Source organism: Sphingomonas sp. Leaf28, assembly GCF_001421685.1.
GTDB lineage: Bacteria > Pseudomonadota > Alphaproteobacteria > Sphingomonadales > Sphingomonadaceae > Sphingomonas > Sphingomonas aurantiaca.
Genome location: NZ_LMKX01000001.1, coordinates 830,777 through 844,474, shown reverse-complemented (window position 1 = coordinate 844,474; position 13,698 = coordinate 830,777). Strand labels below are relative to the sequence as shown.

Annotated in this window: 14 protein-coding genes; 7 read left to right on the top strand and 7 right to left on the bottom strand. The window is 67.6% G+C overall.

What is annotated here, in order from left to right:
* Positions 1-3 precede the first annotated feature (3 nt).
* From ASE79_RS03950 to ASE79_RS03925, 6 genes are all read right to left on the bottom strand, one after another.
* Positions 4-894, bottom strand: a complete 891-nt coding sequence (locus tag ASE79_RS03950) for a polyprenyl synthetase family protein (RefSeq protein ID WP_107956759.1) — start codon at positions 892-894, stop codon at positions 4-6.
* Between the two features lie 13 nt (positions 895-907).
* Positions 908-1,147 (bottom strand): exodeoxyribonuclease VII small subunit, encoded by a 240-nt coding sequence (locus tag ASE79_RS03945; RefSeq protein ID WP_056411955.1) that lies wholly within the window; start codon positions 1,145-1,147, stop codon positions 908-910.
* A gap of 77 nt (positions 1,148-1,224) precedes the next feature.
* Positions 1,225-1,425 (bottom strand): hypothetical protein, encoded by a 201-nt coding sequence (locus tag ASE79_RS03940; RefSeq protein WP_056411953.1) that lies wholly within the window; start codon positions 1,423-1,425, stop codon positions 1,225-1,227.
* 103 nt (positions 1,426-1,528) lie between these two features.
* Positions 1,529-3,214 carry a sensor domain-containing diguanylate cyclase gene (locus tag ASE79_RS03935; RefSeq protein WP_056411951.1) on the bottom strand — a complete coding sequence of 562 codons (1,686 nt, stop codon included), beginning with the start codon at positions 3,212-3,214 and terminating at the stop codon, positions 1,529-1,531.
* Positions 3,215-3,361: 147 nt separating this feature from the next.
* Positions 3,362-5,680 (bottom strand): ATP-dependent Clp protease ATP-binding subunit ClpA, encoded by a 2,319-nt coding sequence (clpA, locus tag ASE79_RS03930; RefSeq protein ID WP_056411947.1) that lies wholly within the window; start codon positions 5,678-5,680, stop codon positions 3,362-3,364.
* Positions 5,681-5,823: 143 nt separating this feature from the next.
* Positions 5,824-6,018, bottom strand: coding sequence for a DUF1192 domain-containing protein (locus tag ASE79_RS03925; protein ID WP_056411943.1), 195 nt, complete (start codon positions 6,016-6,018; stop codon positions 5,824-5,826).
* 73 nt (positions 6,019-6,091) lie between these two features.
* On the opposite strand from ASE79_RS03925, the gene ASE79_RS03920 reads away from it, so the two are divergent.
* Positions 6,092-7,123, top strand: coding sequence for an NAD(P)H-quinone oxidoreductase (locus tag ASE79_RS03920; protein ID WP_235516735.1), 1,032 nt, complete (start codon positions 6,092-6,094; stop codon positions 7,121-7,123).
* A gap of 187 nt (positions 7,124-7,310) precedes the next feature.
* On the opposite strand, the gene ASE79_RS03915 is transcribed toward ASE79_RS03920, so the two are convergent.
* On the bottom strand, positions 7,311-7,577 hold the full coding sequence (locus ASE79_RS03915; RefSeq protein WP_056411937.1) for a hypothetical protein: 267 nt from the start codon (positions 7,575-7,577) through the stop codon (positions 7,311-7,313).
* Between the two features lie 178 nt (positions 7,578-7,755).
* On the opposite strand from ASE79_RS03915, the gene ASE79_RS03910 reads away from it, so the two are divergent.
* From ASE79_RS03910 to ASE79_RS03885, 6 genes are all read left to right on the top strand, one after another.
* On the top strand, positions 7,756-8,640 hold the full coding sequence (locus ASE79_RS03910) for a UDP-2,3-diacylglucosamine diphosphatase (protein WP_056411934.1): 885 nt from the start codon (positions 7,756-7,758) through the stop codon (positions 8,638-8,640).
* A 161-nt stretch (positions 8,641-8,801) separates the two neighbouring features.
* Positions 8,802-9,824: a glycosyltransferase family 4 protein gene (locus tag ASE79_RS03905; RefSeq protein ID WP_056411932.1), complete on the top strand. Its 1,023-nt coding sequence runs from the start codon at positions 8,802-8,804 to the stop codon at positions 9,822-9,824.
* A gap of 100 nt (positions 9,825-9,924) precedes the next feature.
* Positions 9,925-10,602, top strand: coding sequence for a DUF1013 domain-containing protein (locus ASE79_RS03900; RefSeq protein WP_055873545.1), 678 nt, complete (start codon positions 9,925-9,927; stop codon positions 10,600-10,602).
* A 300-nt stretch (positions 10,603-10,902) separates the two neighbouring features.
* Positions 10,903-11,967, top strand: a complete 1,065-nt coding sequence (locus ASE79_RS03895; RefSeq protein WP_056411930.1) for an MBL fold metallo-hydrolase — start codon at positions 10,903-10,905, stop codon at positions 11,965-11,967.
* A 34-nt stretch (positions 11,968-12,001) separates the two neighbouring features.
* Positions 12,002-12,871, top strand: a complete 870-nt coding sequence (locus ASE79_RS03890) for a dienelactone hydrolase family protein (RefSeq protein ID WP_056411928.1) — start codon at positions 12,002-12,004, stop codon at positions 12,869-12,871.
* Positions 12,872-13,066: 195 nt separating this feature from the next.
* Positions 13,067-13,681: a glutathione S-transferase family protein gene (locus tag ASE79_RS03885; protein WP_056411925.1), complete on the top strand. Its 615-nt coding sequence runs from the start codon at positions 13,067-13,069 to the stop codon at positions 13,679-13,681.
* The last annotated feature ends 17 nt before the right edge of the window (positions 13,682-13,698 follow it).

Below are 13,698 nucleotides of genomic sequence, written 5' to 3'. Positions count from 1 at the left end.
CGCTTAGCGGTCGCGTTCGAGCACGAAGCGCGCAATGTCGCGTAGCAGATCGGCTTCCTTGCCGTAGCTGTGCAGATGCGCGATCGCCTGGTCGACCAGCATCCGCGCCTGTTCGCGCGCGCGCTCGGGGCCCAGCAGTGACAGGAACGTCTCCTTGCCGGCGACCTCGTCCTTGCGCAGCTTCTTGCCCGCGACCGCCTCGTCGCCCTCGGCATCGAGCAGGTCGTCGGCGATCTGGAACGCGAGCCCCAGGTCGTGCGCATAGCCGCGCAAGCCCACCCGGCCCTCGGGCGGCAGCCGCCCCAGGATCGCACCCGCCTCGACCGAGGCGGAGATCAGCGCGCCCGTCTTCATCTGCTGCAACCGCGTGACGGTGTTCAGGTCGAAGCGCGTCGTCTCCGCCTCGATGTCCATGATCTGGCCGCCCGCCATGCCGTTCGGGCCGGCCGCGCGCGCCAGGTCGAGGACCAGCTCGATCCGCACGAAAGGATCGGCGTGCGTCGCCGGATCCGCCAGCACCTCGAACGCCAGCGCATGCAGGCAATCGCCCGCCAGGATCGCGGTCGCCTCGTCGAACATCTTGTGCACGGTCGGCTTGCCGCGGCGCATGTCGTCATTGTCCATCGACGGCAAATCGTCGTGGATCAGCGAATAGACGTGGATCGCCTCGAGCGCGGTCGCCGCCCGCGCGGAACATTCGCGCGCGACGTCGAACAGGTTGGCGGTCGCGAAGACCAGCAACGGGCGCAGTCGCTTGCCTCCACCGATCGCCGCGTGCCGCATCGCGCGGTACAGGTCGGCGCGCGGATCGTCGGGGATCGCCAGCAGCTGGTCGAACTGCCGGTCGATCTCGGCTGCGACGTCGGCGAGCGCGGCGTCGAGCGTGAGGGGCATCGCGCTCACCGCGTCAGCCCGCCGCGAACGGGCGAACGCCCGCGGGCTTGCCGTCGGCATCGAGCCGGATCGCCTCGATCCGCGCCTGCGCCGCATCGAGCCGGTCGGCGCAACGCTGGCGCAGCTTGTTGCCGCGCTCGTACAGCTCGATCGCCTGCTGCAGCGGCGTGTCGCCGCTCTCCAGCTTCCCGACGATGAGCTCGAGTTCCTTCAGTGCATCCTCGAACGCGAGGTCTTCGATCGGCGTGTCCATGTCCGTCGCTATGGCGCAGGCACGCGATGGGGGTCAAGGACGCGGGCCAAGGATCGCCCGTGGGAACACGCGGCCAATCAGCGCAGGCGGCTGACGGTCCATGTGTAGAGCACCGAGATACCGACCAGCCCGAGGTCGACCGCCGCCTGCATCCGGTGCGGCGACGGGTCGCGCGAGTCGTGGGTCACCAGCTGGACGTCGATCGTCGGATGGCGCACCGCCAGCGCGGTCAGCGCGACCAGCCCCGCGATCAGCAGCGTCCCCTTGTGATTGCGCATCCCGTGTCCCCCCGGCCCATGCCCCCCCGGGCAGGCGCGCGACCATGTCGCAAATCGCCGCCGCCGACAAGCCGGGTGCAAAGCCGACCGCGGCGCGCGCCGGTCAGGCCGCGATCCGCGCGGTCGGGGCCGCACGCGCGCAGTCGCGTCCCGCCGCCTTCGCCGCGAACAGCGCACGGTCGGCGCAGTGGTACAGATGCTTCCAGTCGGTCTCGTGCATCAGCGGCCCGGTGCAGGTGCCGATGCTCGCGGTCACGACGATATCGAACGGCATCCGCTGGCCGCGCACGCGCTCGAGCACCGCGGCAGGGTCGACCGCGTTGGTCGCATCGAACAGGATCGCGAATTCCTCGCCGCCGATCCGCGCGACGAGCGAATCGGGCGGCACCGAATTGTGCAGCGCGCGGGCGACGACGCGCAGCACCTCGTCGCCGCCGTCATGCCCGATCAGGTCGTTGACCCGCTTGAAGTGGTCGACATCGGCGATCATCAGCACCTGGTCGCCCGGCCGGCCGATCGCGCGGTTCAGGAACGCGCGGCGGTTGAGCAGGCCCGTCAACGGTTCGGTATCGGCCAGCAGCCGCGCGGCGATCTCCTGCGCGCGCGCGGTGTCGCGCTCGACGCTCAGCAACCGGATCCGGTACGCGATCGCCATGCTCGACAGCATCGATTCGAGCGCCATCGACAGGATCGTCGAATTGTCGAGCCACAGGCTCCAGCCGAACAGGTCGAACGCGTTGGCGACGCGCAGCGCGGCGACCGCGATCGGCACGCCCCAGGCCAGCGCGAACAGCCACAGGAAATTGCTCCGCACGCGCCAGGCCTGGATCAGGACGGCGGGGATCAGCACCAGCAGCGCGAGATACGCGCCTGCCAGCAACCGGTCGAGCAAGTGGAACTGCCACGGCGCCAGCGCCGCCCAGGCGAGGCCCGTGGTCATCAAAGCGGCCATCACGACCGTGCTCGCAGGCCGCAGCCACCCGCTGAACACCGCGCGCTCGAAGAAGGTGCGCGCGAACAGCAACGCGGCGGCGGCGGACGCGGCGAGGAACAGCGCGTTGAACCGCTGGCGATCGTTATTGTCGAGCATCGGCAGCATCTGCCCGAGCGCACCCGACGAGGTCAGCGCATAGGCGAGCAGGCACAGCACGAGCAGGCAATACGCAGGCTGGAACGCCTGCCGCAGCGCGCCCCACAGGGCGAAATTATAGACGATCAGCGCGATCGCCATGCCACCGAACGCGCCATACAGCGCGGCGAGCAGGATTTCGGTCGTGTCGCTCTGCGCATGCGCCGCAAGCGCGGGGCCCAGGATCAGCCCGCGCAGGTTCGCCGCGCCCTCCAGATGCCAGAGCAGCCGGACGGGGGCGACGTCGTGCCGCGGGACCGGCTGGACGATCACCGCGCCGAGCCCGAGCAACCGGCCCGCGGTGCGCGAGGTGAAGCCGCTGCGGCGGATCGATCCGTCCGCATACAGCACGTACAACGTCACCCGGTGCACCCAGGTGCTGCCGATCCGGACGGTAGGATCATGGTCGCCCGCGGCGATCGCGGGCAGCCGCTGCGACAGGATCCAGAAGTCGCCGCCGCCGAATTTGGTCTGCGCGGTGGTGCAATCGAACCCGGCCGGCTGCGCGAACAGCGCGGCCGGCGTCTGTCCGGCCAGCACCGGCCGGATGCACACCGACAACGGCGTGCCGGTGGTCGCGGTGACGGGAAGGGCGAGCGAAAGACCAAGCATCAGCGCGAGCGCACCGATCGTCCATCGCAGCCATGCCAAGCGGTCCATGAGACTATTTTAGCGGAGCTTCGCGAATTAACGGTAAACGCGGGCAGATTCAGCGCTCGATCGGTCGACCCCGGGGCCGCACCCAAGAAAAAGCCCGCCGCCGGATCGCTCCGGCGGCGGGCCATGTCTCACACCGTCAAGCCGCGCTTACTTCGCGTCGACGGTCTCCACCTTGCCCTTCTTCTTGGGCTTCTTTGGCGCGGCGGGCTCGATCGCGAACGACAATGCGCCGTCCTTCATCTTCACCGTCACCTCGCCGCCATGGACCAGCTTTCCGAACAGCAGTTCCTCGGCGAGCGGCTGCTTGATCTTCTCCTGGATCAGGCGACCCATCGGGCGTGCGCCGTACAGCTTGTCATAGCCCTTGGTCGTCAGCCACGCCTTCGACTCCTCGTCGAGCATGATGTGCACGCCGCGGTCCGCCAGCTGGAGTTCGAGCTGGAGGATGAACTTGTCGACGACGCGCGCCACCACCTCGGTCGGCAGGTATCCGAACGGCACCACCGCATCGAGGCGGTTGCGGAACTCGGGCGTGAACATCTTCTGCACCGCCTGCTCGTCCTCGCCCTCACGCGTGAGGTTGCCGAAGCCGACCGTCTCGCGCGCCATGTCGCTCGCGCCCGCATTGGTCGTCATGATCAGGATGACGTTGCGGAAGTCGACCGACTTGCCGTGCTGGTCGGTCAGCCGCCCGTTATCCATCACCTGCAACAGGATGTTGAACAGGTCCGGATGCGCCTTCTCGATCTCGTCGAGCAGCAATACGCAATGCGGGTTCTGGTCGACCGCATCGGTCAGCAGACCGCCCTGGTCGAACCCGACATAGCCCGGGGGCGCACCGATCAGACGGCTGACCGAATGCCGCTCCATATATTCGGACATGTCGAACCGCTGGAGCGGAATGCCCAGGATCGTCGAGAGCTGCTTGGCGACTTCGGTCTTGCCGACACCCGTCGGGCCGGTGAACAGATAGTTGCCGATCGGCTTCTCGGGCTCGCGCAGGCCTGCCCGCGCCAGCTTGATCGCCGAGCTCAGCTTCTCGATCGCCGCATTCTGCCCGAACACCACGCGCTTCAGATCCGTCTCGAGCGTGGCGAGCGCCAACTTGTCGTCGGTCGACACCGACTTTGGCGGGATGCGCGCCATCGTCGCGATGACCTGCTCGATCTCCTTGGGGGTGATCGTCTTCTTGCGCTTGTTCGGCGCCACCAGCATCTGCATCGCGCCGACCTCGTCGATCACGTCGATCGCCTTGTCGGGCAGTTTCCGATCGTTGATGTACCGCGCCGACAGCTCCACCGCCGACTTGATCGCGTCGGGGGTGTACTTGACGTTGTGGTGATCCTCGAACGCCGACCGCAGACCCGCCAGGATCTTGATCGTGTCCTCGATCGTCGGCTCGTTCACGTCGATCTTCTGGAAGCGCCGCAGCAGCGCGCGGTCCTTCTCGAAGTGGTTGCGGAACTCCTTGTACGTCGTCGAGCCGATGCACCGGATCGTGCCGCCGCTGAGCGCCGGCTTGAGCAGGTTCGACGCATCCATCGCGCCGCCGCTCGTCGCGCCGGCACCGATCACGGTGTGGATCTCGTCGATGAACAGCACCGCGTCTGGCAGCTTCTCGAGCTCGTTGACGACCGCCTTAAGCCGCTCCTCGAAGTCGCCGCGATACCGCGTGCCGGCGAGCAACGCGCCCATGTCGAGCGAGTAGATGATCGCGGGCAGCAGCACGTCGGGCACGTCGCCCTCGACGATCTTCCGCGCCAAGCCTTCGGCAATCGCAGTCTTGCCCACGCCGGGATCACCGACATAGAGCGGGTTGTTCTTCGACCGGCGGCACAGGATCTGGATCGTCCGATCCACCTCCGGTCCGCGCCCGATCAGGGGATCGACCTTGCCCGCCTTTGCCTTCTCGTTGAGGTCGACCGTGAATTGCTTGAGCGCGCTTTCCGTCTTGCCCTTCTCCTGTCCCTTGGCCGGCTTCTCGTCGTCTGCACCCTTGGGCGTCGAGGCTTCGGTCGGCTGCTGGCCGCCCTTGCCGACGCCGTGGCTGATGAAGCTCACCGCATCGAGGCGGCTCATGTCCTGCTGCTGCAGGAAATACACCGCGTAGCTCTCGCGCTCGCTGAACAGCGCGACGAGCACGTTCGCGCCGGTCACTTCGTCGCGGCCCGAGGACTGGACGTGCAGGATCGCGCGCTGGACGACCCGCTGGAATCCGCTGGTGGGGGAGGGGTCGGTCGCCGCATCCACCTTCAGCGCGTCGAGCTCGCTGTCGAGATACTGCGCGACGGTGGTCTTCAACTCGGCGATCTCGACGTTGCACGCGGTCATGACCTTCGACGCATGCTCGTCGTCGATCAGCGCGAGAAGCAGATGCTCGAGCGTCGCATATTCGTGGCGGCGGGCCGATGCCGCCTCGAGCGCCTTGTGCAGCGTGGTCTCGAGCGCGGGTGCAAATGATGGCATTTACATTACTCCTGTCGGGCCGCGAAACCGCAGGCCCTTTGCCACTATGTCGGAACTGATATCGGTCGCATCAACCTCTTGAACCCGGCCCCGTCCGTTCCTGCGTTGCTTAAATATAGCACGCATGGCGGTGGCCCGGCCGATCACCGCCTGAACAGGTCGTCGGCGCTGGCGCGGTGGCTGACCGCACGGTCCTTCTTGATCTGGCATCGCGCGATCTCGCCCTGCAGCACGGTGATCCGCGCATCGAGCTCGGCGACCGACAGCGGATCAAGGTCCTGCCGCACCAGTGCGTCAAGCAGATCGTCGGGACGGGAGGGGGCGTCATCCATGTCCATCGTGGATGCAACGTTGACCCGCACCCGAGGGATGTCAATAAGGCGCGGAAATCTAAAGGGACGTGACGAGCAAATGACCGCGATACCCGACACCACTTCGACTACCCCGACTATCCCTGACGTCATGAAGGCGATCGATCCGGAACAGCCCGGCGGTCCCGACGTCCTGGTGCTCGTCGACCGCCCGGTCCCACGCCCGGGGCAGGGCGAGGTCCTCGTCAAGGTCGCCGCCGCCGGCGTGAACCGCCCCGAGGTGATGCAGCGCATGGGCAAATATCCGCCGCCCCCCGGCGCGCCGTCGATTCTCGGCATGGAGATCGCCGGGACGATCGTCGCGGTCGGCGAAGGCGTCGGCGACGAGCAGATCGGGCAAACCGTCTGCGCGCTGATCACCGGTGGTGCCTATGCGCACTATGCGGTCGCGCCGTTCGGCCAGTGCCTGCCCGTTCCCGACGCGCTGACGATGGTCGAGGCGGCAGCGATGCCCGAGACGCTCTTCACCGTCTGGACCAATCTGTTCGAGCGCGCCTACGCCACCGAAGGCGATACCGTTCTGGTCCATGGCGGCACCAGCGGCATCGGCACGATGGCGATCGGGCTGTGCAACCTGTTCGGCATCGACATCATCGTCACCGCGGGCTCGAAGGCCAAGTGCGAGGCGGCGCTCAGCCTCGGCGCCACCCACGCGATCGACTACAAGACCGAGGATTATGTCGAGCGCGTCAAGGAGATCACCGGCGGCAAGGGCGTCGCGGCGGTGCTCGACATGGTCGGCGGCGACTATGTCCCGCGCAACCTGCAATGCCTCGCCGAGGACGGCCGCCACGTCTCGATCGCGGTGCAGCGCGGGATGACCGCGACGGTGCCGCTGTTCGAGATCATGCGTCGCCGCCTGACGCTGACCGGCTCGACGCTGCGCCCGCGCGATACCGCGTTCAAGTCGCTGGTCGCCGATGAACTCGCGCGCACCGTCTGGCCGCATGTCGAGGCGGGCAAGCTCAAGCCGGTGATCGACCGGACCTTCGCCTTCGCCGACGCCCCCGCCGCGCACACGCGGATGGAAGCCGGCGACCATGTCGGGAAGATCGTCCTGACGATGGAATAAAACGCAGCCGCCCGCGCCAAACCCAATCCTCCCCCGCCAGGGGGAGGTGGCAGGCGCAGCCTGACGGAGGGGGAGGACAGGAAAACGCCTGTTCCGTGACCTCCCCCTCCACCGCGTACCGCGGCACCTCCCCCTGGCGGGGGAGGGTCGCCAATTTACCCGGGACGCGGTCCCGGAAAGCCCACGCTTAGTTGCTGTCCGAGGAATCATCCCCGCCGCTCGTCGCGAGCAGCACGCCGACGACCAGCGCGGCCAGGATGCCGATGCTGACATAGGTCGCGGTCGGACCCTCGGCGAGCGCGCTCTTGCCCGACGACGGCGTACCCGCGCGGACGGTCGCCGGCTTGGCCACCGACAACGACGCGGCTGGATTGGCGGCCGATGCGATCGTCGGCGCAGTCATCATCGCCATCCCGGCAACCGCCGTGGCAACGCTCTTGAAACGGAACTTCACGATAGAATCTCCCTGTATAGTCGCGCCATAGGTTCAGCTTCCCCGCGATTCGTCAACGCGTTTGCGTGCATTGCAACAGCGTCGCGACAATGACTTCGAACAGTCACCGGACTGCGATTACGATGTCACAATAGTCCAGTAGAAGAATGCCCAAGGTTAGTTTCGCGGGGGCAGGCTCATGAACGCCGTTACGACGTTTTCGCCATCTGGCAACATGGGCGCCGACATCGCCGACATCGCCGATTTCATTCATTCGCGCCCGTCCGTACCCGAACCGATCGTCGATCGGCGCCAGTATCGCACGATCTGGATCTCCGACGTCCATCTCGGCACGCGCGGCTGCAATGCGGGCATGCTCAACGACTTCCTCGATCATGTCGACAGCGAGACGATGTACCTGGTCGGCGACATGATCGACGGCTGGCGGCTCAAGAAGAAATTTTACTGGCCCGACGCGCACAACGACGTGCTCTGGCGCCTGCTCAAGCGCGCCAAGCGCGGCACCCGCGTCGTCTACATCCCCGGCAATCACGACGAGGTGTTCCGCCAATATTCGGGGCTCGACTTCGGCGGCATCTCGATCCGGCGCAAAGCGATCCACGAAACCGCAGACGGCCGCCGCCTGCTCGTGCTCCACGGCGACGAGTTCGACGCGATCACGCTCGCGCACCGCTGGGTCGCGCATATCGGCGACGCCGCCTACACGATGTTGATGGGGCTCAACCGCTGGGTCAACGGCGTGCGGCGGCGGCTGGGCATGCCCTATTGGTCGCTGTCGAAGCACGCGAAAGCCAAGGTCAAGAACGCGGTCGCCTTCATCTCGCACTTCGAGGAGGTGGTCGCGCACGCGGCGGGCGTCCGCGGTGTCGAGGGCGTCGTCTGCGGCCACATCCACACCGCCGAAATGCGCGAGATCGCCGGCATCGCTTATTACAATGACGGCGACTGGGTCGAAGGCTGCACCGCGCTGGTCGAGCATTTCGACGGCCGCATGGAGCTGCTCCACTGGGCCGACGAGATCGCCGCACGCGAACAGGACAAGGTCGTGACGCTAGCCGCCTGATGAAACCCTCTCCCCCGCGGGGAGAGGGCAAGCCGCGTCAGCGGCGCGGGTGAGGGCAAGTCCACGACGCGACTGAAAAGCGTGCCCTCACCCTCCCACCCGGCTGCGCCGGGCGGGTCCCTCCCTCTCCCCGACGGGAGAGGGCAAGCAGGAGAACACCGATGCGTATCGCAATCGTCACCGACGCCTGGAGCCCGCAAGTCAACGGCGTCGTCCGCACGCTGCAGGCGGTCCAGCGCGAACTGGAATCGATCGGCCATCAGGTTCTGGTGGTCTCGCCCGAACGCTTCGCCTCGGTGCCGTGCCCGACCTATCCCGAGATCCGCCTCGCCTTCGCGCGATCGGGCGCGGTCGGCCGCATGCTCGCCGCGTTCGGCCCCGACGCGATCCACCTCGCGACCGAGGGCCCGGTCTGCCTCGCCGCGCGCACCTGGTGCCTCGCCCGCGCGCTGCCCTTCACCAGCGCCTATCACACGCAATTTCCCGATTACGTCGCCGCGCGCACCGGCGCGAACCCCGACTGGATCTGGCGCTATATCCGCTGGTTCCACCGCCCCGCGCAGTCGATCCTCGTCTCCACCCCCTCGGTCGCCAAGACGCTCGTCGACCAGGGGCTGCCCCAGGTCCGCGAATGGGGCAGGGGGATCGACTTCGCGCAATTCGGCTTCGATGGCGCGCGCGATCCGCAGATCGCGGCGCTGCCCGGCCCGATCCTGCTCTATGTCGGGCGAGTCGCGGTCGAGAAGAATATCGAGGCGTTCCTCGCCTCCAGGCATCCCGGTACCAAGGTCGTGGTCGGCGATGGCCCGGCCCGCGCCTCGCTCGCGCGCCGCTTCCCCAACGCCGTCTTTCTCGGCCAGCGTTCGGGGCTCGATCTTGCGGCGGCTTATCGCACCGCCGACGTGCTCGTCTTCCCCAGTCGCACCGACACGTTCGGGCTGGTCATGATCGAGGCGCTGGCCTGCGGCACGCCGGTCGCGGCCTATCCCGTCACCGGCCCGATCGACGTCCTCGACGATCGCGTCGGCGCGATGGACGCCGATCTCGATGTCGCGATCGCCGCCGCGCTCACCCGCCGCAGCGTCACCTGCGCCGCCTATGCCGCCCGCTACAGCTGGCCCGCGAGCGCCCGACAGTTCCTGCACGCGCTCGTTCCGCTCGACAGGAAGCTCATGGCGGCCTGACGCTTGTTCGCTTGCCTGTTAGGCCCGCGCGCAGTAAGTCTCTCTCATGTCAGGCCGCTCCGAAAGGGGCGGCCCTTTCTATTTTTACGGAGTTTCCGCCGTGGCCCAGCCGCTCATGCCCCACGCGACCGCCGCCTGGATGGTCGACAATACTGCGCTCAGCTTCGAGCAGATCGCGGACTTTTGCGGCCTGCACATCCTCGAGATCCAGGCGATCGCCGACGACACGACCTCGACCAAGCTCACCGGTCGCGATCCGGTCCGCGCGCACGAAGTGACGCAGGACGAGATCGACAAGGGTGCCGCCGATCCCGATTACCAGCTCAAGATGATCAAGGGCCCCGAGCAGGTCCGCCGCACCAAGGGCCCGCGCTACACGCCGGTCTCGAAGCGCCAGGACAAGCCCGACGGCATTTCGTGGATCATCCGCAATCACCCCGAGATCACCGACGGCGCGATCTCGCTGCTGATCGGCACGACTCGCACGACGATCGCCGCGATCCGCGACCGCAGCCACTGGAACATCGCCAACATCACGCCGAAGGATCCGGTCACGCTCGGCCTGACCTCGCAGCGCGAGCTCGACGCGGCGGTGGCCAAGGCGGCCAAGGCCGCGGGCATGGAAGCCCCGACCGACACCCGCCTCGAAGGCGACCGCGAAGTGTTGCTCCAGCAGCTCCGCGCCGAACGCACCCAGGCAGCCGCGGACGCGCAGTTCGTAGCGGACGGCGGCGTGCTGCCCGTCAAGCCGCTCTTCGACGACCCCTTCAAGCGCTGAGCGTTTAGCCCGGTATCGCCGGGGAAAAGACATGGAGGGGCGGTGCCGAAAGGTGCCGCCCTTTTCGTTTGGGGCGCAGCGTCCTCCCATTACACCTCCCCGGCGGAGGCCGGGGCCCAGTTGGGGGACGATCATGGCGACGGTGGCGCGCCGTTATCCTGACCTTTCCAACTGGACCCCGGCCTCCGCCGGGGAGGTGGCTGTAGGTATAGGAGTTACTTACCCGACTGCCGGCTCTGGCTGGCAGCTGGCGAACCGATGCCGCTGGCCTGCAAACCGACCAGTTGCTAACCGCAACGCATGGCCACCCAACCCGACACCGCGTTCGCGCCCACCAGCCACAAGGGCCTGACCTACCCGTTCGGCGGCGCAGAGCCCGCAAGCGGCGGCACGATGCAGGTCGCCCCCGGTATCGACTGGGTCCGCCTCCACATCCCCGGCCCGCTGAAACACGTGAATTGCTGGCTGCTCGCCGATGGCGACGGCGACGCGCTCATCGACACCGGCATGAACACGGCCCCCGCGCGCGACGCCTGGAAGGCCGTGTTCGCAGGACCCAAGGCCGGCGTCCGAGTCACCCGGATGATCGGCACGCACTTCCACCCCGACCATATCGGCCTCGCCGGCTGGATGTGCGACCACCACGCCGCCCCGTTGATCATGACGCGCGGCGAATGGCTGACCGCGCGCATGCTCGCCGCCGACGCGCGCGACTCGGTCCCGCCCGAGATGCTCGCCTTCTGGCACGCCGCAGGCTGGGACGACGCGCAGATCGCCCACGCCACCGCCAAGGGCTGGGCCGGCTTCCGCAAGATCATCACGCCATTGCCGCTCAGCTACACCCGCATCGAGGACGGTGACACGCTCACGATCGGCGCGCGCGACTGGCGGATCGTCACCGGCTCCGGTCACAGCCCCGAACATGCGTGCCTGCTCGACGAAGCCGGCGGCATCCTCATCGCCGGCGACCAGGTCCTCCCGCGGATCAGCCCCAACGTCTCGCTCGGCGTCACCGAACCGGGCGCCGACCCGCTGGGGGAATGGTTCGCCTCGATCGCCAAGCTGAAGACACTCCCCGCCGACCTGCTCGTCCTCCCCGGCCACGGCGACCCGTTCACCGGCCTCCACACGCGCCTCGACGCGATGGACCGCGAGCACCGCGAACGACTCGACGAACTCGCCGTCTTCCTCGCCGAGCCGCGCCGCGCGGTCGACTGTTTCGGCCGCCTCTTCCGCCGCGCGATCGGTCCCGACGTGCTCGGCATGGCGACCGGCGAGGCGCTCGCGCATCTCCGCCGCCTCGAGGTCGAGCGCCGCGCCGTCCGCGAAACGCAAGATGGCGTGTGGTGGTGGCGCGCGACCTGAGCTAGCATGCGGCCAAATACAAGAGGATAGGCCCATGTGCGACGAGCATACCGCAGACGATAACGAAGCCTATCTGGCGGGCGTCTCGCGCCGCCAGTTTGGTGTGATGACCGGCGCGATGGGGCTGACGATGTTGCTGCCCGCCCCCGCCAACGCCGCGGTCATCAAGGGCCGCGACGTGTCGATTACCACCCCCGACGGCAAGGCCGACGCCTATTTCGTCGCGCCCGCCACCGGCAAGCATCCCGGCGTGCTGATCTGGCCCGACGTGATGGGCCTGCGCCCTGCCTTCCGCCAGATGGCCGACCGCCTCGCGCAATCGGGCTATGCCGTGCTCGTCGTCAACCAGTTCTACCGCTCGACCAAGGCGCCGTTCCTCAAGCCCGGCGAATCCTACGACCAGCCCGCCGTCCGCGCGCGCATCGCGCCGTTCCGCGACGCGCTCAGCGCCGACGGCACGGTCCGTGACGCAAAGGCCTTCACCGCCTTCATCGACGCGCAGCCGCAGACCGATCGCAAGCGTGGGCTGGCCACCACCGGCTATTGCATGGGCGGTCCGATGGTCCTGCGCACCGCGGCCGCCGTCCCGAACCGCATCCGCGCCGGCGCGACCTTCCACGGCGGCGGCTTCGTCACCGACACGCCCGACAGCCCGCATCTGCTGATCCCGCAGATGAAGGGCCGCTACCTCATCGCGATCGCCGCCAACGACGACGCGCGCTCGCCCACCGAGAAGGACACGCTGCGCACCGCGTTCGCCGCGGCCAAGCTGCCCGCCGAGATCGAGGTCTATGCCGGCACGATGCACGGCTGGTGCCCACCCGACTCGAAGGTCTACAACGCGGTCCAGGCGGACAAGGCCTGGGCGCGCATGCTGGCCCTGTTCGACAAGGCGCTGGTGTAAAACTTGCACTTGTAAAACCGTCATCCTGACGAAAGTCAGGATCCAGAGCCAAGCGCGGTATCGTTCTTGGCTCTGGGCCCTGGGTCGAGCCCAGGATGACGGACGTTCGCACTGCAGGCTTCAGCCGCGCGCGCTCTTGACCACGGCGTTACTCCATGAGACCTTCGTTCGCGATCCGTTCTCATGGAGAGTCGCATGACGCTGACCCTGTACACCAACCCGATGTCGCGAGGCCGGATCGCGCGGTGGATGCTCGAAGAGGTCGGGGAGGAGTATGACACCGTCATCCTCGACTACGAAACGACGATGAAGGCCGAGCCGCATCTGTCGATCAACCCGATGGCCAAGGTTCCGGCGATCGTCCACAACCACAAGACCGTGACCGAATGCGCCGCGATCTGCGCCTATCCCGCCGACACGTTCCCCGACGCCGAACTCGGCCCCCGCGACGAGGAACGCGCCGATTATTATCGCTGGCTGTTCTTCGCCGCCGGCCCGGTCGAGGCCGCGACCGGCAACCGCGCGCTCGGCGTCGTGCCCGATGCCGCGCAACAACGGATGATCGGCTATGGCAGCTTCGAACGCGTGATCGACGTGCTCGAACACGCGGTCGCCGCACACCCCTACATCGCCGGCGCGCGGTTCACCGCCGCCGACGTCTATGTCGGATCGCAGGTGATCTGGGGCATGCAGTTCGGCTGGCTCCCGAAGCGCGATGCGTTCGTGGCATACGCCGCAAACCTGACGAACCGCGCCGCCTATCTACGCGCCGCCGCCCTCGATGACGCAACGATGGCTACAGCTGCGTAGGACGCAAGGGCAGCGTT

What these genes read in the sequence shown, in the direction of transcription:
- clpA (WP_056411947.1), bottom strand. Translation starts at nt 5,680, where the DNA reads ATGCCATCATTTGCACCCGCGCTCGAGACCACGCTGCACAAGGCGCTC.
- ASE79_RS03935 (WP_056411951.1), bottom strand. Translation starts at nt 3,214, where the DNA reads ATGGACCGCTTGGCATGGCTGCGATGGACGATCGGTGCGCTCGCGCTG.
- ASE79_RS03890 (WP_056411928.1), top strand. Translation starts at nt 12,002, where the DNA reads ATGTGCGACGAGCATACCGCAGACGATAACGAAGCCTATCTGGCGGGC.
- ASE79_RS03940 (WP_056411953.1), bottom strand. Translation starts at nt 1,425, where the DNA reads ATGCGCAATCACAAGGGGACGCTGCTGATCGCGGGGCTGGTCGCGCTG.
- ASE79_RS03895 (WP_056411930.1), top strand. Translation starts at nt 10,903, where the DNA reads ATGGCCACCCAACCCGACACCGCGTTCGCGCCCACCAGCCACAAGGGC.
- ASE79_RS03905 (WP_056411932.1), top strand. Translation starts at nt 8,802, where the DNA reads ATGCGTATCGCAATCGTCACCGACGCCTGGAGCCCGCAAGTCAACGGC.
- ASE79_RS03910 (WP_056411934.1), top strand. Translation starts at nt 7,756, where the DNA reads ATGAACGCCGTTACGACGTTTTCGCCATCTGGCAACATGGGCGCCGAC.
- ASE79_RS03925 (WP_056411943.1), bottom strand. Translation starts at nt 6,018, where the DNA reads ATGGACATGGATGACGCCCCCTCCCGTCCCGACGATCTGCTTGACGCA.
- ASE79_RS03885 (WP_056411925.1), top strand. Translation starts at nt 13,067, where the DNA reads ATGACGCTGACCCTGTACACCAACCCGATGTCGCGAGGCCGGATCGCG.
- ASE79_RS03950 (WP_107956759.1), bottom strand. Translation starts at nt 894, where the DNA reads ATGCCCCTCACGCTCGACGCCGCGCTCGCCGACGTCGCAGCCGAGATC.
- ASE79_RS03920 (WP_235516735.1), top strand. Translation starts at nt 6,092, where the DNA reads ATGACCGCGATACCCGACACCACTTCGACTACCCCGACTATCCCTGAC.
- ASE79_RS03945 (WP_056411955.1), bottom strand. Translation starts at nt 1,147, where the DNA reads ATGGACACGCCGATCGAAGACCTCGCGTTCGAGGATGCACTGAAGGAA.